This window comes from Mesorhizobium sp. M2E.F.Ca.ET.219.01.1.1 (genome assembly GCF_004016445.2).
Lineage (GTDB): Bacteria > Pseudomonadota > Alphaproteobacteria > Rhizobiales > Rhizobiaceae > Mesorhizobium.
Genome location: NZ_SADT02000001.1, coordinates 915,436 through 932,834, shown reverse-complemented (window position 1 = coordinate 932,834; position 17,399 = coordinate 915,436). Strand labels below are relative to the sequence as shown.

General features: G+C 63.5%; 17 protein-coding genes and 1 pseudogene. 6 read left to right on the top strand and 12 right to left on the bottom strand.

All coding sequences use genetic code 11. The annotated features are described in order from the left end of the window. Positions 1–17 precede the first annotated feature (17 nt). Positions 18–311, bottom strand: a complete 294-nt coding sequence (locus EN862_RS04495) for an HlyU family transcriptional regulator (RefSeq protein ID WP_095817395.1) — start codon at positions 309–311, stop codon at positions 18–20. Positions 312–378: 67 nt separating this feature from the next. Then, positions 379–1,020 (bottom strand): TetR/AcrR family transcriptional regulator, encoded by a 642-nt coding sequence (locus EN862_RS04490; RefSeq protein WP_127864618.1) that lies wholly within the window; start codon positions 1,018–1,020, stop codon positions 379–381. A 171-nt stretch (positions 1,021–1,191) separates the two neighbouring features. Between EN862_RS04490 and EN862_RS04485 the strand changes: the two genes are divergently transcribed. Together EN862_RS04485 and EN862_RS04480 are read left to right on the top strand one after the other, a co-directional pair. Continuing rightward, on the top strand, positions 1,192–1,869 hold the full coding sequence (locus EN862_RS04485) for a PspA/IM30 family protein (RefSeq protein ID WP_127864617.1): 678 nt from the start codon (positions 1,192–1,194) through the stop codon (positions 1,867–1,869). Positions 1,870–1,910: 41 nt separating this feature from the next. Continuing rightward, positions 1,911–2,171 (top strand): YiaA/YiaB family inner membrane protein, encoded by a 261-nt coding sequence (locus EN862_RS04480; protein ID WP_127864616.1) that lies wholly within the window; start codon positions 1,911–1,913, stop codon positions 2,169–2,171. A 79-nt stretch (positions 2,172–2,250) separates the two neighbouring features. On the opposite strand, the gene EN862_RS04475 is transcribed toward EN862_RS04480, so the two are convergent. From EN862_RS04475 to EN862_RS04445, 7 genes are all read right to left on the bottom strand, one after another. After that, the gene (locus tag EN862_RS04475) at positions 2,251–2,922 is read right to left on the bottom strand and encodes a PadR family transcriptional regulator (RefSeq protein ID WP_127864615.1); all 672 of its coding nucleotides are present in this window, start codon (positions 2,920–2,922) and stop codon (positions 2,251–2,253) included. 140 nt (positions 2,923–3,062) lie between these two features. Further along, positions 3,063–3,443, bottom strand: coding sequence for a DCC1-like thiol-disulfide oxidoreductase family protein (locus EN862_RS04470; protein WP_189400943.1), 381 nt, complete (start codon positions 3,441–3,443; stop codon positions 3,063–3,065). A 63-nt stretch (positions 3,444–3,506) separates the two neighbouring features. Then, positions 3,507–3,800: a GYD domain-containing protein gene (locus EN862_RS04465; protein ID WP_127864614.1), complete on the bottom strand. Its 294-nt coding sequence runs from the start codon at positions 3,798–3,800 to the stop codon at positions 3,507–3,509. A 395-nt stretch (positions 3,801–4,195) separates the two neighbouring features. Next, positions 4,196–4,570, bottom strand: a complete 375-nt coding sequence (locus tag EN862_RS04460) for a hypothetical protein (protein ID WP_127864613.1) — start codon at positions 4,568–4,570, stop codon at positions 4,196–4,198. A 23-nt stretch (positions 4,571–4,593) separates the two neighbouring features. Further along, positions 4,594–6,621 carry an RNA polymerase sigma factor RpoD gene (rpoD, locus tag EN862_RS04455; RefSeq protein ID WP_127864612.1) on the bottom strand — a complete coding sequence of 676 codons (2,028 nt, stop codon included), beginning with the start codon at positions 6,619–6,621 and terminating at the stop codon, positions 4,594–4,596. A gap of 429 nt (positions 6,622–7,050) precedes the next feature. Next, a complete protein-coding gene (gene dnaG / locus EN862_RS04450; RefSeq protein WP_127864611.1) occupies positions 7,051–8,997 on the bottom strand; it encodes a DNA primase in 1,947 nt (648 codons plus the stop codon). Positions 8,998–9,135: 138 nt separating this feature from the next. Continuing rightward, complete coding sequence (locus tag EN862_RS04445) at positions 9,136–9,498, bottom strand: RcnB family protein (protein WP_127864610.1); 363 nt, start codon at positions 9,496–9,498, stop codon at positions 9,136–9,138. Between the two features lie 360 nt (positions 9,499–9,858). On the opposite strand from EN862_RS04445, the gene EN862_RS04440 reads away from it, so the two are divergent. Next, positions 9,859–11,523 (top strand): Na/Pi cotransporter family protein, encoded by a 1,665-nt coding sequence (locus EN862_RS04440; RefSeq protein ID WP_127864609.1) that lies wholly within the window; start codon positions 9,859–9,861, stop codon positions 11,521–11,523. A 99-nt stretch (positions 11,524–11,622) separates the two neighbouring features. Further along, positions 11,623–12,806 (top strand): annotated as a pseudogene (locus tag EN862_RS37500) (MFS transporter). A gap of 6 nt (positions 12,807–12,812) precedes the next feature. On the opposite strand, the gene EN862_RS04430 reads toward EN862_RS37500, so the two are convergent. Continuing rightward, positions 12,813–14,189, bottom strand: coding sequence for a PLP-dependent aminotransferase family protein (locus tag EN862_RS04430; protein WP_245519495.1), 1,377 nt, complete (start codon positions 14,187–14,189; stop codon positions 12,813–12,815). Positions 14,190–14,303: 114 nt separating this feature from the next. Between EN862_RS04430 and EN862_RS04425 the strand changes: the two genes are divergently transcribed. Further along, on the top strand, positions 14,304–14,690 hold the full coding sequence (locus tag EN862_RS04425; protein ID WP_127864607.1) for a DUF983 domain-containing protein: 387 nt from the start codon (positions 14,304–14,306) through the stop codon (positions 14,688–14,690). Positions 14,691–14,708: 18 nt separating this feature from the next. Here EN862_RS04425 and EN862_RS04420 read toward each other — a convergent pair whose 3' ends face one another. Both EN862_RS04420 and EN862_RS04415 read right to left on the bottom strand, forming a co-directional pair. Next, positions 14,709–15,266 carry a GNAT family N-acetyltransferase gene (locus tag EN862_RS04420; RefSeq protein WP_127864606.1) on the bottom strand — a complete coding sequence of 186 codons (558 nt, stop codon included), beginning with the start codon at positions 15,264–15,266 and terminating at the stop codon, positions 14,709–14,711. 44 nt (positions 15,267–15,310) lie between these two features. Then, positions 15,311–16,021, bottom strand: a complete 711-nt coding sequence (locus EN862_RS04415; RefSeq protein ID WP_127864605.1) for a DNA helicase — start codon at positions 16,019–16,021, stop codon at positions 15,311–15,313. A 285-nt stretch (positions 16,022–16,306) separates the two neighbouring features. Here EN862_RS04415 and EN862_RS04410 point away from each other — a divergent pair, with 285 nt between their 5' ends. After that, positions 16,307–17,305 (top strand): hypothetical protein, encoded by a 999-nt coding sequence (locus EN862_RS04410; RefSeq protein WP_127864604.1) that lies wholly within the window; start codon positions 16,307–16,309, stop codon positions 17,303–17,305. Positions 17,306–17,399: the final 94 nt, after the last annotated feature.

Genomic DNA, 17,399 nt, shown 5'->3' with positions numbered 1-17,399 from the left:
AAAAAGGACCGCGGCGGCTAGCCGAACATCTTCTCGCCCTGCTCGTCGACCAGCTGTATGCCCTTCTTGATCGAGATGTCGACGGCGTCGTCCAGCCCGGCGAAGCGGTCGGCGCGGATGAAGCGGTGCTCCTTCAGCACGCCGTCGACTTCCTTCGAGACGACGCCGCAGGTCTGGTACTGGCCCTCGGCCTTGTAGGGCGTCGCGCTGATCAGGAAGCCCTTGTGCTCGACCTGCTTGGCCGGCTTGGCGCTGCCGGCTTCCGTTGCCTCGCCACCGCCGCCGCCAAAAAGCTTCTTCAGAAAAGACATTTTTCAAAACTCCCATTTCAGCGGACACCAGGAAATCGCGGCGCCCCTTGTTCACGCTGGCCCCTTTTCACGCTGGCTTTGTCTCAGCATGCGCGAATGCGCCGCCGTGTTCCAGTCCCTTGACGAAGACGCCGACCAGCAGCTCGACCTGATGCCAGATCTCCTCGGCCTGGCGGCTGTCCGAATTCGCCACATAGCCGCTGGTCACGATGCCATGCACGCTTGACCACAAGGTCCGCGCCGCAAGCGCGCGGCGCTTGTCGTCGAGGCCGAAGTCTCCGGCCTTGAGCACGCCGGCGACGATTTCGAACAACTCGTCGAGCAGCGCGTCATAGGCGTCGGGGCCCGGCCGCGTCGCGCGCCGGCGGTTGAAGGCAAGCACCGCCGGCCAGCTGCCGGGATGCGCCTCGACGAACCGCACATAGGCCGCTGCCATCGCCAGGATGCGATGCTGGACATCGGTCACCCCTTGCCCTTCGAGATCGGCCATGGCCGCGAGGCCTGTCGCGCCGAGCCGGTCGAGCAGCCGCATGTTGACGGCGCGGTGCACTTCGTCGAGATCGGCAAAGAGGTTGTAGACCGATCCGACCGAAATGCCGGCCTGCTCGGCGATGGTGCGCGCTTTCAGGTTCTCGGCGCCGCCCTCGTTGAGCAGCGCCTCGGCGATGGCGAGCACCTTCTCGCTCATTTCTTCCTTGTCCAGCGCCATGTTCTTTCCTGTCGCTCTATCGAGTGGCCGGCCTGCCACATTCATTCTGTTTGCCTGCGTTTACCATGTCCGACGCCTCATGAACAGCGTTCAAAATAGTTCTTGAACAATGTTCATTTCCTGATATGTTGGCTTCGTGAACAATGTTCACACCAACAGGGAGATGACCCAATGCTTAGCCTGATCAAGACATTGCTTGACGGCGCCAGCGCTCGCGCCGAGGACAATCTGAAGGATCGTTTCGCCATCGACCTCCTGGCGCAGCGCATCCGCGACGCGGAGGCGGGCCTCGCCGCCGCCAAGCAGACGCTCGCCTCGCTGATCGTGCGCCAGCGTGCCGAGCAGACCAGCCTCGACCAGCTCGACCGCCGCATCGCCGATCTGGAAACCCGTACGCTGAGCGCGCTTTCGGCCGACAACCAGGCGCTTGCCGAAGGCGGCGCCTCGGCGATCGCCGAACTCGAGAATGAGCGCGAAGTCCGTCGCTCCACCGTGAAGAGCCTCGGCGAGAAGACCTTGCGGATGCGCCTGTCCGTCGAACAGGCGCATCGCCGCATCATCGATCTCAACCAGGGCATGATCTCGGCCCGGGCGATCGATGCCGAGCGCAAGGCGCAGTCGCGCCTCAACCGTTCGATCGGCCGGACCGCAAGCATTAACGAAGCGGAAGAGCTGCTGGCCCGCATCAAGGACAGCCCCGACCCGTTCGAGGAAGCCGGTATCCTCGACGAGATCGACGGTGAACTGCGTCACGAGGCGATCCGCGAGCGCCTCGCCGAAGCAGGTCACGGACCGGCCACCAAGGTGCGCGCTGAGGACGTTCTGGCGCGCCTGAAATCCCTGAACTGAGCCCGTAATTTCCGAAACAGATCAATCCAAGGAGCAATACGATGAACGGCAATCAGACCTATATCCTGTTCAACACCGTGTCGGTGGGCGCCGCCTATTTCATGCTCGGCCTGTCGCTGTGGCTGGCGCCGGTCGACCTCTCGACCAAGGGCTACTGGGCCATGGGCGTCCTCCTGCTCACCGGCAGCCTCGTGAACCTGGTCAAGTACCGCACCGACGAGCGCATCTCCGCCGAGACCACTGCCAAGATCGAGAAGGCGCGCAACGACAAGCTGATCAGCGAATATGTCGGCAAGGATTGACCGCTCCTCGATCGACAAGAAAAAGGCCCGGATCTCCGGGCCTTTTACACTGAACTGAAGAATTGCAGTCACACATGGGCTAGCGACGAGCCAGGGCCTCGATCGCCTCGGCGGCATCTTCCAGGATGCTGATCGCCTCGGCCTGCTTGTCTTCCGGCGCGTCGGCGATGTCGCCGAGCGCGGCGCGCAGGCGGTGTCGCAGCGCGCGGAACTGGTCGCGCTTTTCCGAACGGCCGCGGCGCCCCTCGTCCTTGTCGTCGCCCCAGCCGAACCATTCGCGCGCCGCCGCCATCTTGCGACCGAAGCGCTCGAGATGGTCGAGCACGCCGTCGATCATCTCGCGGTTCTCCTCGAGATGCGCCTTGCCGGCCTCGGTGATCGAAAACACCTTCTTGTTGCCCTCGCTGGACGACACCGCGTAGCCCGCCTCTTCCAGGAAGGTCAGCGTCGGATAGACCACGCCCGGGCTCGGGCTGTAGACGCCGCTGGTGCGCTCTTCCAGCGCCTTGATAATGTCGTAGCCGTGGCGTGGCGCATCGGCCAGCAGCGACAGCGTGATCAGCTTGAGATCGCCGTCGGCGAGCATCCGGCCGGCGCGGAACATGTCGCCCGGGCCGCGGCCGCCGCCCCTGCCCCCAAACGGACCGAAACCGCCGCCTCTTCTGCCACCAAATTTGCCACCGAATCTGCCGGCCATATGCATGAACATGCGCTCGCCGAAATGGTGCCCGGAATGGTCGTGTCTGTGCATGAATTGCTCCTTGAGTATATCTTACGATACATCTCAAGTAAGGCACGCTCCTCGTTGAGTCAAGATATATCTTACGATGTATCGCAGGATGCGCCAAGGCCCCCGGCATAACGCTTCAGTTCGGAAGGTGGAGTTGCGGCCTACCAGCGGCCCTTGCGCCGGTTCCAGGCATAGAGAAGGTCGGCGAAACGGTCATAGGCGATACGCGTCAAAGGCAGCGTTGCCACGTTGCCGAACAGGCTCGCCAGCCACCCCTCGCCCGGCGTGAGCCGCCAGACCGCGATCGCCACGTCGGCGCCGACCAGCAGCCGGCCTTCGCTATCGGTCGCGTGCAGGCGCCGGCGGATATCCTCGAGCGAGGCGCCGAAGGCTGAAAGGGCTTCGGGTTCGAAATTGATGTCGCGGAATGCGACGCGGCCCGCCCTGACCGCCTCGATGAGCCGCCGCCTCTGGCGATTGATGCCGGCGTCGCACACCGGGCAGCGCGTGTTGTACCAGACGGTCAGCAAAGGCTTGGGCATGGCGCGACTATCGGGAATGCGGCGCGGCTTCGCAACAGCCGCGCCGGTCCCGGCTTCAGCCGCCTACCCGAGCGAACTGATGATCTCGCGATAGGCGAATTCCGGAAACGCCTTCAATGTCCGCGTCTTGACATTGCCGCCCGACGACAGCAGCAGCGCGAAGCGGGCGAGCACCGCGTCGTCCGGGGCTTCGACGATGGCGACCATGTCGCATTCGCCCATCGTCAGGTAGAATGACTTGAACGATCCGCCCATTTCCCCCAGCAGCTTCTTGGCCGCATCGAGCCGTTTCGGCGACTCCCGCACATTCCGGGCGCCCTGCTCGGTCCAGTTGATGAGCACGATGTAGGTTGTCATGGCACACCTCCCACAGGAGCCACGGAGCGCGACGCCGTTACGACCGGCGCCGGGGCGGGCATCCGGCTTGTCGCCCACAAATGCATCCGACCCCGGAATTATCCTCCTGTCGGGCAAACCCGGCAAGGCGGCATGCGCGGTAACCGGAAACGCAGCGTCAGCGAAGCCAACCCTCGCCAGGCAAAACCGGCCCGTTAGGAGCGACGTCAATTCTCGCCGCAAAAAGCCCGTTCACCGTGCCGCGTCCGGTCAACAAGACCCTCATGCCCGGATAAAGCGTCCTGCGAACAGCTTCCGGGACATCGCATAGAGTGCCAGTCATCATCGGCATGTCCGCGAGATTGACCATGCGCGGGCAGCGCATTGATGACCCCGTTGTATCTCTGATGGAAAATTCAAGTTGCGTGTCTCCGCCCACCACCGCCGCCAGCCACAGCGGGTATGCAGTGAGAACAACTGCCCGGGCAAAAACCCCCAAAAATGAGAGGCACGACAAGGATACCGAAGCCGGAAACAAGGAAGGTCTTGGTGGATAAGTCCGGGCTCTGGAAATCCTTAGCAAACTTCCGACAGCAAAAAAACAACATCAGGCAGCCAACCAGTATGGCTACCGATTTCGCGATCATATCGTGGCTGCTGACATAGGCTTGCGACGGCACAAAAGGATGGCCGAAAATCAAGGCCCCAAGCAAAACCCACAGGTGGAATGCAAAGCCGAACAGACAGAAGAGAAATACCCGTGGGAGAAGACGACGTGGATATTTGGCCACCGTCTCTCCCACGAGTGCTTAATTCAGCTGTCGAGGAAGCTTCTCAGCTTGCGCGACCGGCTCGGATGCTTGAGCTTGCGCAGCGCCTTGGCTTCGATCTGGCGGATGCGTTCGCGCGTCACCGAGAACTGCTGGCCGACTTCTTCCAGCGTGTGGTCGGTGTTCATGCCGATGCCGAAGCGCATACGCAGGACGCGCTCCTCGCGCGGCGTCAGCGAGGCCAGCACGCGCGTCGTCGTCTCGCGCAGATTGGCCTGGATCGCGGCGTCGATCGGCAGGATCGCCATCTTGTCCTCGATGAAATCGCCAAGATGCGAATCCTCCTCGTCGCCCACGGGGGTTTCGAGCGAGATCGGCTCCTTGGCGATCTTCAAGACCTTGCGCACCTTTTCCAGCGGCATGGCGAGCTTTTCCGCCAGTTCCTCCGGCGTCGGCTCGCGGCCGATCTCGTGCAGCATCTGGCGCGAGGTGCGCACGATCTTGTTGATCGTCTCGATCATATGCACCGGAATACGGATGGTGCGCGCCTGGTCGGCGATCGAGCGGGTGATGGCCTGCCGGATCCACCAGGTGGCATAGGTCGAGAACTTGTAGCCGCGGCGGTATTCGAACTTATCGACCGCCTTCATCAGGCCGATATTGCCTTCCTGGATGAGGTCCAGGAACTGCAGGCCGCGGTTGGTGTATTTCTTGGCGATCGAGATGACGAGACGCAGGTTCGCCTCGACCATTTCCTTCTTGGCGATCGCGGCCTCGCGCTCGCCCTTCTGCACCTGGTTCACGATCTTGCGGAATTCCAGGATCGAGATCGCCGTTTCGGTGGCGAGGTTCTGGATCTCGGCGCGCAGCTCCTTGATCGTGTCCTTCTCGTTCTTGGTGAATTCCTTCCAGCCGCGCGAGGTCAGGTTGGCGATCGAGCGGGTCCAGTTCGGATCGAGCTCCGAGCCTTGATACTCCTTGAGGAATTCCTCGCGGCGCACGCCATAGCTCTCGGCCAGACGCAGAAGCTTGCCCTCGTTCTGCACCAGGCGCTTGTTGATGTCGTAGAGCTGCTCGACCAGCGCCTCGATGCGCGCGGCATTGAGCGACAGCGACTTCACCGCCTTGATCAGCTGGTCCTTCAGTTCCTTGAGCCTGCGGTCCTGGCTGGGTGACAGCGTGCCGGCGGCGGCGAGGCGATTCTCGACCTGCTGGTCCTGCAGCTTGCGCAGCTTCTTGTAGGTGTCGGCGATGACGTCGAGCGTCTCCATCACCTGCGGGCGCAGTTCCGCTTCCATCGCGGCCAGCGACAGGCTCGCCTCGTCCTCGTCGTCTTCCTCTTCCTCCAGCCCGCGCGTGTCGCTGCCGACATTGGTGATGTCGTCTTCTTCCTCGCGTGCCGCCGCGCGGCCGCGCGGCTTCTCTTCGGGCTTAGGCGCTTCCTCGACGCGTTCGACGACGGGCGCCTGCTTGGCCTCGGGGCCGGCATAGGTCGCTTCGAGGTCGATGATCTCGCGCAGCAGGATCTTCGATTCGTTGAGCTCGTCGCGCCAGATAATGATGGCCTGGAAGGTCAGCGGGCTTTCGCACAGACCCGCGATCATCGTCTCGCGACCGGCCTCGATACGCTTTGCGATAGCGATTTCGCCCTCGCGCGACAGAAGCTCGACCGAGCCCATCTCGCGCAGATACATGCGCACCGGGTCGTCGGTGCGATCGGTCGGCTCTTTCTTGGTCGTCGTGGCGGCCACGGCGGTGCCGGTCTGCTCGGCAAGCTCGTTGGCGTCTTCCTCGCTGTCGCCGGCAGGCTCGGCCTCGGCCTCTTCGCCCTGCTCGTCATCCTCGACGACGTTGATGCCCATGTCACTGAGCATCGCATTGATGTCTTCGATGCGGTCCGGATCCGTCTCTTCCGAGGGCAGCACCGCGTTGAGCTCGTCGAGCGTGACATAGCCGCGTTTCTTCGCGGCCTTGATCATCTTCTTGACAGCATCGTCGGAAAGGTCGAGCAGAGGGCCATCGGTGGCGCCTTCGCGTTCGGTCTCGACCTCTTCCTTTTCCTTTGTCGCCATTCTTTGTCGTCTCCAAGCGGCCCAATATCGAGGCCGCGTAAACTGTCGGACCGGTTACGCCGGATGTGCTCGTACCGGAATGCTTTTTACCGGTCCGGCAACCGCGTCATCTCTTTTGTTTTGTGCATCTCGTTTGCCCCAAACCGGTTTTCACTTTTGGGCGACATGCATTAAGTCCAGATTAACCCTGATATCTGGAGCAGGCATTTTGCCTGTCCAGCCGTCACCGGCACCTCACATCGCTCAAATTTCCCGCCGACGCCGGGGCACGGTTAACGTTTCGAATCGTCCTGATTCCGCCAATCTGCCAGAAGGTCAAGCGCCTCTGGCATGATTCGCATGAAAAAAGCGAATCAATTACCCGACTTAGAGGCGTCGATTCGACGCGCTACGCATTTCCACTTCACTTCCAATGGGTGGTGTTCGGCCCTAAACGCGGCCAACCCTGCCCGACGAAACGCCGAACCCTTCGATCAGCGCTTCCGTTGCCTGCACATCGTTGAATTGCGCTTGAATCTCGACGAGATGCCGGAAATTTTCGTCCGAAGGGTCTGCATCGAGCGCCGCCTGCGCCTGTTTCAGCTCTCTATGTAAGGTGCGGGCGCTGCGCTGCAAGTGCATCGCCTGGTTGAAGGCGTCGCGGGCATCGTCGAGCGCGGCGGTCTCCAGCGCCGGCCATTGCCGTGCGCGCTTGATCAGTTCCACCGCCCGCTCCCAGATGCCGCCGCATCCGGCGCGCTCGATGGTGGCGATGACCGCGCCGCGCTCGTCGGCCGCGTCATGCGCCATGGCGTCGAGGATGGCCGCGTGGAGCTTGCGCAGATCAGAATTGGCAAGGTCGAGGAATTCGACATGCGCGAAATTCTCGTCGATCAGCGCCGGATGGTTGACCAGCGCCACGATGATCGTCGCCTCGCGAACAGACATGCCTTCGCCGCCGCGCTTGACCAGCGCCGACTGTCCAAGGCTTTCGGTGATCGCGATGCGGCCGCTTCCGCCCTTGGCGAACTGCCCGCCGGGCGCCGCGGCCTTGCCCTGGCCGCGTTCCCCCGGCCGGCCGCCATCCTGGCGACCCTGCCTGGTGTCGCGCTGGGTGCCGAAAAAGCTCCGCACCCGTTCGCGCATCACCTGTTGATATTCGTAGCGCACACTCTCGTCGCGGATACGACTGGCGAGCTCATTCAGCCTCTTTCCCAGCTCGGCGCGACGTTCCGGCGTTTCGAAGACGCCGCCGGCGGTCTCCCGCATCCACAGGAGATCGACAAGCGGCCGCGCCTCCGCCAGCACCCCCCGGAACGCGTCCGGCCCATCGGCCTTGACCAGATCATCGGGGTCCTTGCCTTCCGGCAGCAGCGCAAAGCGTGCCGAGCGTCCTGCCTGCACCGAAGGCAGGGCCAGATCCGCGGCGCGCCATGCCGCTTTCAACCCGGCCTTGTCGCCGTCGAAGCACAACACCGGCTCCGGCGCCATGCGCCACAGAAGCTCGAGCTGGTTTTCGGTGAGCGCCGTGCCGAGCGGCGCCACGGCATTCTCGAAGCCGGCCTGCGCCAGCGCGATGACGTCCATATAGCCTTCGACCGCGATCACCGTGCCGCCCTTGGCGAGTGCCTTGCGGGCACGAGCGAAATTGTAGAGCACGTTGCCCTTGTGGAAGAGCTCCGTCTCCGGCGAGTTCATGTATTTGGCCAAGGCATCGGGCGCCAGCGCCCGCCCGCCGAAGGCGATGATCTTGCCGCGCGAATCCGGGATCGGGAACATGATGCGATCGCGGAACCAGTCATAGGAGACCGGGATATCGTCGCCATGCCGTACCAGCCCGCAGGCCTCGATATCGGCCTTCGGCACGCCCTTGGCGGCAAGATGCTCCTTGAGCGCATTGCGGCTGTCGAGCGCATAGCCCAGCCGGAAGGATTGCTGCGTCGCGGGCGTCAACCCGCGGTCGCGCAGATAGGCGCGGGCCTTGGCACCGTCGGCGCTCTGCAGCCGCTCCTGGAAGAAGAGGGTCGCCATCTCCATGACGTCGGTCAGGCTGGCGCGTTCCTTCTCGCGCCGTTCTTCCTGAGCGTCGCGCACCGGCATCGGCACGCCGGCCATCTCGGCGATCTTCTCGACCGCCTCCGGGAAGCTCATGCCGTCGAGCTCGGTGAGGAACTTGAAGTGATCGCCCGACACCGAACAGCCGAAGCAGTGGTAGCGGCCCTTCTTGTCCTCGCAGTGGAAGGACGGGCTTTTCTCGCCATGGAACGGGCAGCAGGCCCAATAGTCGCCGCGCGACGCGTTGGTCTTCTTCCTGTCCCACGCGACACGCGTGCCGATCACCGATGAAATCGGCACGCGGTCGCGTATCTCGTCGAGGAAGGCGGGTGGAAAGCGCATCGGGAAACTCGTTTGCCCTCCATATAATCAAGCCGCCCGGGCGCGGCGACTCTGTCCGGCGCATCGTACCCGCTTTTCACAGACTAAAAGAAGGCGGCCGGGGCGGCCGCCTTCTTTCCGCATACCGATTGTTGCGGATTACTGCGCGGCGATCGCGCCGAAGATGATGCCGGACAGGATGCTGACCAGCACATAGTCGTTGCCGACGCGGATCCACTCCTGGCCGGGCCCGGGACGGCGCAGGCCGTAGCGGTTCCAGTCGCGGACCGGCTGGTGGCGCTTCCAGTTCGAATATTTCTGGCCGTTGCGCCAATGGCTGCGCTTCACGACGACCTTCTTCTTCACGACCCGTTTGTCGACATGCCTGCCGGGCTTCTGCCAGTCGACCTGGGTGTAGTTCGGCTGCGGCGCGCCCGGCTGGGCGAGAGGCGCGGCCTGGCCGGAGAGGGCCGAGGCGGCCAGCATCGAGGCGGTGACGGCGGACAATATGAGACGCTTCATGGTCGGTACTCCTTGTTGTCGATAGACGGAGGAGTAACCGCCAACGGATGAACCGAAACTGAACGCTAGAATTACAATTCTGTAATGATTTCCAATGCTTGCGCCGACTACCTCAACAACGGTTCGGATCGCGCTCGGCCTTGCGGCCGAGCAACGCTTCATTCCGGCGAAACGCCGCCGCGAGACGCATGCAACCAATGCTTCCTCCGTTCATTTCCGACATGGTCCGTCGAGCCGAGACGATCGTCGCATCACAAAATCTATTACCCGGCTAATCTTAATTGGTGTATTTCCAGGCCTCGATATGGCTAAGATTCGTACCTCTCTCCGCGCCGCCGGAGCCACCCCGCGGGGTCGGCTGTGAGCGGCTCCGTCGTCCTGCTGCACCTTGCCGGCGCGGTGGCGCTGATGCTGTTCGCCACCCGTATGGTGAAGACTGGCGTCGAGCGCGCCTATGGCGACGTGCTGCGCCACAGGCTGCGCGCCACCATGCGCAACCCGATCATGGCGGTGCTGGCCGGATGCGGGCTGTCCATCGCGCTGCAGAGCTCAACCGCGGTGACGCTGCTGGTCGGCTCCTTCGCCGGCGCCGGCATCGTTTCGGGCGCCGCCGGGCAATTGGCAGTGCGCGGTGCCGAGATCGGTTCGGCGCTGGTGGTCAAGCTGCTCACCTTCGATCTGACGCTGCTGGTGCCGCTCTGCCTGATCGCGGGAACGGTCATGTTCATGGCCACGGAGCGGCGCGACTGGCGGCAGTTGGGCCGTATCCTAATCGGCATCGGCCTCTTGATCCTGTCGCTGGAGATGATCGGGCAGGCGTCGGAACCGTTGCGCCAGAGCTCGCTGATGCCGCTGATCATCAGCTATTTCTCCGGCGATTTCGTCACCGCCTATCTGCTCGCGGCACTGGTCACCTGGCTCTTCCATTCCTCGATCGCCGCCGTGCTGCTTCTGGTGACGCTGGCGGGGCGCGGCTTCATCCCTCCGGAGCTCGGCATCGTGCTGGTGCTTGGCGTCAATCTCGGTTCCTCCGTTATCGCGCCCTTGCTCACCCGCAATGCTGATCCGGGCATCCGCGTCGTGCCGATCGGTAACCTCTTGATGCGCGGCATGGGGTCGCTGTTGATGCTGATCTTGTTCATGACGGTGAAGCCGCCGATCGGCTTCCTTGGCGCCACGGTGCCCGACCAGATCGTAAACGCGCACATCCTGTTCAATGTGGTTATCCTGCTCGCCGGCCTGCCGCTTGCCGGTCTTGTCTACCGCGTTTCCGAGAAGATCGTGGCTGTCGGCGCCAAGCCGGACCCGGCGGCGGCGCTCGACGTCATTGAGCTTTCGGCGCTGAACGAAAGCGCTCTCGACACGCCGAGCCAGGCGCTGGCCAACGCGACTCGCGAGGTGGTGCGGGTCTGCGAGACGGTCGAGATCATGTTGAAGCGCATCATCGAGCTTTACGAGGATGCCGACAGCGACAAGATCAAGGCGCTTGCCGCGCTCGACGACCGCGTCGACAGGAAGCACGCCGCGATCAAGCTCTATCTCGCCAAGATCACCAGGAATCCGCTGACCGAGGACGAGGCATTGCGTTGCCAGGAACTGATCGGCGCCTGCGTCAAGCTGGAGCAGGTCGGCGACATCATCGTGCGCAACATGCTGGTGCATGTCAGGAAGAAGCTGGAGCGTGGCCTGGAGTTCACGCCGGAAGGCTGGCAGGAGCTTTGCGCCTTCCACTCCTCCGTGCTCGCCAACGCGCGGCTTGCCTTCAACGTGCTGGTCTCGCGCGACCCCGAGACCGCGCGCCAGCTGGTGTTGGAAAAGGATCTTTTGCGCGAGCGCGAGAAGGAAACCAGCGCCAGCCATTTCCTTCGCCTGCGCGAAGGCACCGCCAAGAGCGTCGAGACAAGCTCGATCCATCTCGACACCATCCGCGACCTGAAGCAGATCAACTCGCTGCTGGCCTCGATCGCCTATCCGGTGCTCGAGGAGCGCGGCCTGCTCGGCGGCTCGCGACTGAAGGCCAGCTAGCCCTACGCTCAAGAAAAGCTAAAGCGGCGTCGACAATTTCTGCATTGCCGCGCCCGTCAAGGCGTGGTTTGAGGCGTGTATACCTCGCATATGTTTTGAATCATGCTGCCGCTGATTGCCCTTTTCCTTGCCGCCTTCGCCTTCGGCACCACCGAATTCGTCATCGCCGGCGTGCTGCCGGAGGTGGCGCAGGGCCTCGGCGTTTCGGTGCCGACCGCCGGCTATCTCGTCTCCGGCTATGCCTGCGGCATCGCCATCGGCGGCCCTCTGCTGGCGCTGGCCACCGGCAAAGTCTCACGCAAGACGCTGCTGATCGGACTGACCGTCGCCTTCACTCTCGGCCAGGTTGCCTGCGCGCTGGCGCCCGATTTCACCGCGATGCTTCTGCTGCGCATCGCAACCGCCGTAGCGCATGGCTGCTATTTCGGTGTCGCTATGGTGGTCGCGGTCAGCCTGGTGCGCGAGGACCAGCGCGGCCGGGCGGTCGCGATCATTCTCTCAGGATTGACGGTTCCAACGTCATCGGCGTGCCCGCCGGCACCGCGATCGGCAGCCTGTGGGGCTGGCGCGCGACCTTCTGGGTGATGGGCGCGCTCGGCCTCGTCGCGATCCTCGCCATGCTGGCGCTGCTCCCGCGCACAGCGGGCGCCGCGAACCGGCCAGCCGGCCTGGCGCGCGAGGTTCGTGTACTCGGCCGCCAGCAGGTCTGGACCTCGCTGATCCTGATGCTGATGCTGATGATCGGCCAGTTCGCGCTGTTCACCTATATCACGCCGATGCTGCTCGAAGTGACCGGCCTCGACGAGAGCCTGGTCCCATGGGTGCTCTTGCTCAACGGCGTCGGCGCTACGATCGGCGTCCTGGTCGGTGGCAAGCTCGCCGACTGGAAGCTGATGCCCTCGCTCATCGTCATGCTCGCCCTGCAGGCAGTAGCGCTCGGCGTCATCCATCTTGTCAGCCCCTACCCGGTACCGATGATCGTCGCCATCGTCATCTGGGGCGGTCTCAACTTTGCCATCGGCGCGCCGATCCAGACACGCATCCTGGCCTGGACGGCCGATGCCTCCAACCTCGCTTCCGCGCTGATCCCGTCCGGCTTCAATGTCGGCATCGCGCTTGCCGCGTCGCTGGGTGCTGCGATGCTCAATGCCGGCTACGGCTATCGCAGCCTGCCTCTGGCCGGCGCCCTGGCCATGCTGGTGGCGGTGGTGGTGGCTGTCGGCTCGCAAGCCTGGGAATGGCGCAGCCGCGCGACGCCGCCGCTGCCCGCGGCGGCTGAATAGCGGGCGTCAGACCTTCGGTCGTGAGAAGCCTGACGCTCCCGAAAGGATGGACGCCAAGCTTTGCAGGCCTTCCTTCAGCCGCTCGCGGTTGGGGGTGGCGCCCAGCGCCAGGCGCAAGCCATTGGCAAAGTCCGGCCCGACAGCAAACTCTTCCGCGGGGCTGATGGCCAACCCCCGGCGGCGGGCGATGTCGGCGAGTTCGGCCGAGCGCAACCGGCTCTCCAGCGGATACCACAGATGCAGGCCGGTCTCCGATGCCGCAAAGCCCTTGGGCAGGATGTTGCGTGCGATCTCTTGCCTGGCCTGCGCTTCGGCGCGCACGGCGGCAGTAATCTCCCCGGCAAGGCCGCTTCGCAGCCACTCGCAGGCAAGGCCCGTCATCAGCGGCGGCGCCATCATGGTGGTGCCGCGTATCGCTGCCGCGACCCGCTCGGCGGCTTGCGGATCAGGCGCCGCCAGGAAGGCCGTTCGCAGGAACGGCGAGATGCATTTCGCCAATGTCGCGACATGGAAGGTTCGTTCGGGCGCCAGGGGCAGAAAGGCCGGCGGCGGCGTGCCGAGCAGCCTTCTATAGGGATCGTCCTCGACGATGGTCAGCCCGAGCTTGTCGGCCATGCGGGCGAGTTCCCGCCGCCTACCTTCGGGCATGACGGATGCGGTCGGATTTTGCAGCGTCGGGTTGAGGTAGAGGACACGGGTGCCATGCCGTCGCGCCGCCTCTTCGAGATCGTCCGGCCGCATGCCTTCATCATCGTTTCCGACAGCGGCGAGTTTGCGCCGTGTGGTCCCGGCCAGCGCGATCAGCCCGGGATAGGTCAGCGCATCGGCAAGGATCGTGTCGCCCTCGCGCGTTTCTGCCAGCACGACGGCCGTGAGCAGCGCCTGCGCGCCCGAGCCGACAACGACCCTGTCGACCGGCAGCCTGTCTCCCGCTGCGGCAAGCCATGATGAACCGGCGGCGCGCTCCGCCGGCGAGCCCGGGCCGGGATGATAGGAAAGCAGCGCTTCCGCGCTGGAGCGCTTGAGCAGCCCTTCGACACCTGTCCGGATCAGTCCCGGCAGGTTGAGGCCTGCGGGCGCCGGCGGGATGTTCATGCTGAGATCGAGGACGGGCTCTTCCGGTTCGCCCGGCGTGACGAAGGTGCCCCGGCCAGCCGTCGCGTCGATCAGGTTCCTGCGTCGGGCTTCGGAAAACGCCCGCGTGACGGTCGTAAGGTCGACCCCGAGCAGCCGGGCAAGCTCCCGTTGCGGCGGCAACCTGTCGCCCGGCTGCAAGCGGCCGTTCGAGCGGGCATCCGCCAGGGCATCGACGATCTTCAAATAGACCGGTCGCGGCCCTGTCTCGAGAACCGGAAACCAGCTGATATCGCTTTCACCGGTCACTTGTCGCCTATCCATACATTTTGTCGCATTGTCTGCATACAAGAATGATATATGTATGCAACCGAGATCTCAAGGCCAGTCTGGCCTCACGCGAGATCCACTGGAGCGACGATCATGGAAGACCATGCGCATTATCCACCCCTGGTGCCTTGGCAGGTGGGAATCCGCGGCCGCTGTCCGCGTTGCGGTGAAGGCCACCTGTTCGACGGTTTCCTGAAACTGGCGCCGAAATGCGATGTCTGCGGGCTCGACTATTCCTTTGCCGATCCCGCCGATGGCCCGGCCTTCTTCGTCATCTGCTTTGCCTGTGTGCCTTCGGTGCTGTTCGCCGTCTGGGCGCAGGTGACGTTCGAGCCCTCCATGTGGTTCCACGCCTTCGTTTCGATCCCGATCGTTCTCGCTACCTGCATCCCGCCGCTCAGGCCGCTCAAAGGCTGGCTCGTGGCAAGCCAGTTCTACCACAAGGCCGAAGAAGGAAGGCTGGCCAGGCCCGGCGAGTGACCGCCCAACCGCTTCGATCTAAAGATCGATCCGATATTTGAGGTTTTCCACGCCACCATAGGCGGCGACCTTGATGAAGCGCCCGACAAGGATGCCGCCATTGGCGAGGGTTACCTTCTGGGATGCAAGATTGTCGAGGTCCGTGGTGATCTCGACATAGTCCAGGCCCACTGCCCTCGCCTCGTCAAGCATCAGCCGCAACGCTTCGGTGGCGTAACCGCGCCCCTCTTTCCACGGCACCACCGCATAGCCTATATGGCCAAGCACGTGCGGCGGCAGCGCCGATGTGCCTCTTTGCCAGCGCAGCCCTATGGAGCCGGCAGCCTCGCCATCCCAAATCCAGCGCCGGAAGCCGGGCAGGCGCGGCACGGTCGTGCCGTCGGGCAAGGTGATGGGCGGCCCCTTGGCCTCGGGGTCGTCTAGGCTGGCGAGAAATTCGACGGGATCTTTCTCGATCGCCACAAGCTGCTCGCGCGTCGCTTCCAGAAGCCGCACATTGTCGGGCGACCAGCCGCGCTCCAACGCCACCTTGTAGGATGGCAAATGTTCGAGCGCGGGTTTGACGATTTCGATCATGTTCGTTCCTGTCGAGATCGGCATAACGGCGGCGCGGATCGCCCTCAAGTCGCCTGGAACCGGATTTCGCCCTTGTTGAGGAAACAGGCCTTGTCGAACAGCGACAGGTCGAGCGGGTTCGGCAGCCGGATATCGCCCGTATCCGGGAACGGCTTCCGGGCGGAATCGTATGATCTGTCGATCTGCGAGATGAATACCAACACCAGTTCACGTTTCCGAGCGAACGACCTCAAGGCGCCGATCTGGACCATGAGCTCGGGATTGTCCCGCTTCTGGTCGAGCAATTGTAGATAGTCGACGACCGCCAGCGTGCCGCGCGGCGCGAATTGCAACCTCTCGATGATGTAGGCCGCGCAGATGGCGTCGGAATTGTCGAACTCGAACAGGTGGTCGAAACCGGCAGGGTCGGCGCCGATGTCCCGGAACCGGTCGAGGATGTCGGCATGCGTGTATTCCAGGGTGAAGAACACGGCGCGATTGCCTTGCCTCATCGTCGCCACCGCGAGTTCGAGGCTCATCAGCGTCTTGCCCTGGCCTGGCCGCGCCGCCACGAGGACCATATCGCCGGGCACAAGCCGCTCCAGCAGCTTGTCGCCGGGCGCGGTTTCGGCGACTTTGGCCGCAAGCAGGCTCCAGTTGCCAAAGCCTTCCTTGGCGGCAATGCGGTCAAGGGCCTCATGAAGGGGAACATTTTCCCGGCGGGACAGGAGCCTCGCCTGGCGTTTCAGATGATAGACGGGTGCGGAAAGCCGCATCGAGAAACCTCCTGCCGCGAGCAGTCTCGACAACCCCTCCTTATGCCTGGCGCTCGAACAGTTGGTTGGGTGATGGACTGCCCTGCATGAACGATGCTTCCCGATGGAGGGAGGAGGCGTGGGCGCGCCGGGAATCAGATGATAGCTCAATCGAAGCGGACGGAAAATCCGACCTCCAAAAGGCGTCGCTAAACTAGAAGTGTTTCGCCGATGGATGCGAGACCTTCTATGATTAGTCCAGCGTGATTCACGGGTACGAGACATTTCGACAGGAGGGGCAAAACGGTGCGGTTGAGATCTGTTCCGCCGGGTGTGGCCATCTTTTGCCTTGTCGCAATCCTGGCCGCGCTGACGGCATCGGTCAGCTCATTTGCCGCCTTGCGGCCGTCGACCATTCCCGATTGGCTGCAGCGCCATGTCGGCGACGGCGAGGGCCAGATCTCTGAGGTTGTGCTGGAGCGGGCGCGCGCGCTCTACCAGAAGAAAGTCAGCGACGGTTCGGTCAGCAACCCCTGCTATTTCGCCATGGATGCGACGCGCCCCGGCGACTTGGGCAGCAGCGTGCTCGGCCAGCGCTACTACATCATCTGCGAAGCCAAGCAGCTGTTCCGCGCGGTTTCCTCGGGCCATGGCGGCGGCCGCAACCTGAAAGGCGTCGCCGATTTCTCCAACGGCAGGCGCTGCGCGAAGAACTTCGGCAACGCGATGGATTCCGAGCTGACGGCGGGCGGCGCCTATATGACGGCGGAGACCAAGACCTCGTTCAAGGGCTATTATCGCGTCGGCGCCCAGAACGCCGTGTTCATGCGCAGCTTCATCCAGTTCGACGGCGAAGGCGAGACGGCGAACGCCAGGCAACGCGTCATCGGCGGGCATCCGGCGGCGATCCTGAAGAGCTTGTGCATGCGCAAGAACCCGCAAAGCTCTTACGCCGACCACGACGGCTTTGTGCCCTACGGCAAGCTGGTGAATTATGCCGGCGGCCGCAGCAATGGCTGCACCAGCTGGTCGCCGGCCGATGCCGAGCAGATCATTCCGATGGTGAAGAACAGCCCGACGACGCTCTACATCTACCCGGAATCGCGCGACATCGCCGCCGTTGCGCGCGCCAAGTCCGGCGGCCAGGCGCTCTCAGCCGCGGGAGCCTATTGGAACGCCTCCTGCCTGAAGGAGATCGGCACTCCAAAGTTCTGGCCGAAGAAGATGCTGGAGCCGATCATCGCGCAATACAAGAAGGACCATCCGGCGCCACCGCCGCAGCCGGTGCCGATCTGCAAGGACTGAGGCAATTCCAGTAAAAGTGTCTAATGGTTTCCGTCCGGAATTGCGAAAAAACAGAGAGCGAAAAAGCAGAGAGATAGAGCGGTTCGCCGGTTCC

Coding starts and splice junctions, on each gene's coding strand:
- EN862_RS04495 (WP_095817395.1), bottom strand. CDS start 311: ATGTCTTTTCTGAAGAAGCTTTTTGGCGGCGGCGGTGGCGAGGCAACG.
- EN862_RS04490 (WP_127864618.1), bottom strand. CDS start 1,020: ATGGCGCTGGACAAGGAAGAAATGAGCGAGAAGGTGCTCGCCATCGCC.
- EN862_RS04485 (WP_127864617.1), top strand. CDS start 1,192: ATGCTTAGCCTGATCAAGACATTGCTTGACGGCGCCAGCGCTCGCGCC.
- EN862_RS04480 (WP_127864616.1), top strand. CDS start 1,911: ATGAACGGCAATCAGACCTATATCCTGTTCAACACCGTGTCGGTGGGC.
- EN862_RS04475 (WP_127864615.1), bottom strand. CDS start 2,922: ATGCACAGACACGACCATTCCGGGCACCATTTCGGCGAGCGCATGTTC.
- EN862_RS04470 (WP_189400943.1), bottom strand. CDS start 3,443: ATGCCCAAGCCTTTGCTGACCGTCTGGTACAACACGCGCTGCCCGGTG.
- EN862_RS04465 (WP_127864614.1), bottom strand. CDS start 3,800: ATGACAACCTACATCGTGCTCATCAACTGGACCGAGCAGGGCGCCCGG.
- rpoD (WP_127864612.1), bottom strand. CDS start 6,621: ATGGCGACAAAGGAAAAGGAAGAGGTCGAGACCGAACGCGAAGGCGCC.
- dnaG (WP_127864611.1), bottom strand. CDS start 8,997: ATGCGCTTTCCACCCGCCTTCCTCGACGAGATACGCGACCGCGTGCCG.
- EN862_RS04445 (WP_127864610.1), bottom strand. CDS start 9,498: ATGAAGCGTCTCATATTGTCCGCCGTCACCGCCTCGATGCTGGCCGCC.
- EN862_RS04425 (WP_127864607.1), top strand. CDS start 14,304: ATGGAAGACCATGCGCATTATCCACCCCTGGTGCCTTGGCAGGTGGGA.
- EN862_RS04420 (WP_127864606.1), bottom strand. CDS start 15,266: ATGATCGAAATCGTCAAACCCGCGCTCGAACATTTGCCATCCTACAAG.
- EN862_RS04415 (WP_127864605.1), bottom strand. CDS start 16,021: ATGCGGCTTTCCGCACCCGTCTATCATCTGAAACGCCAGGCGAGGCTC.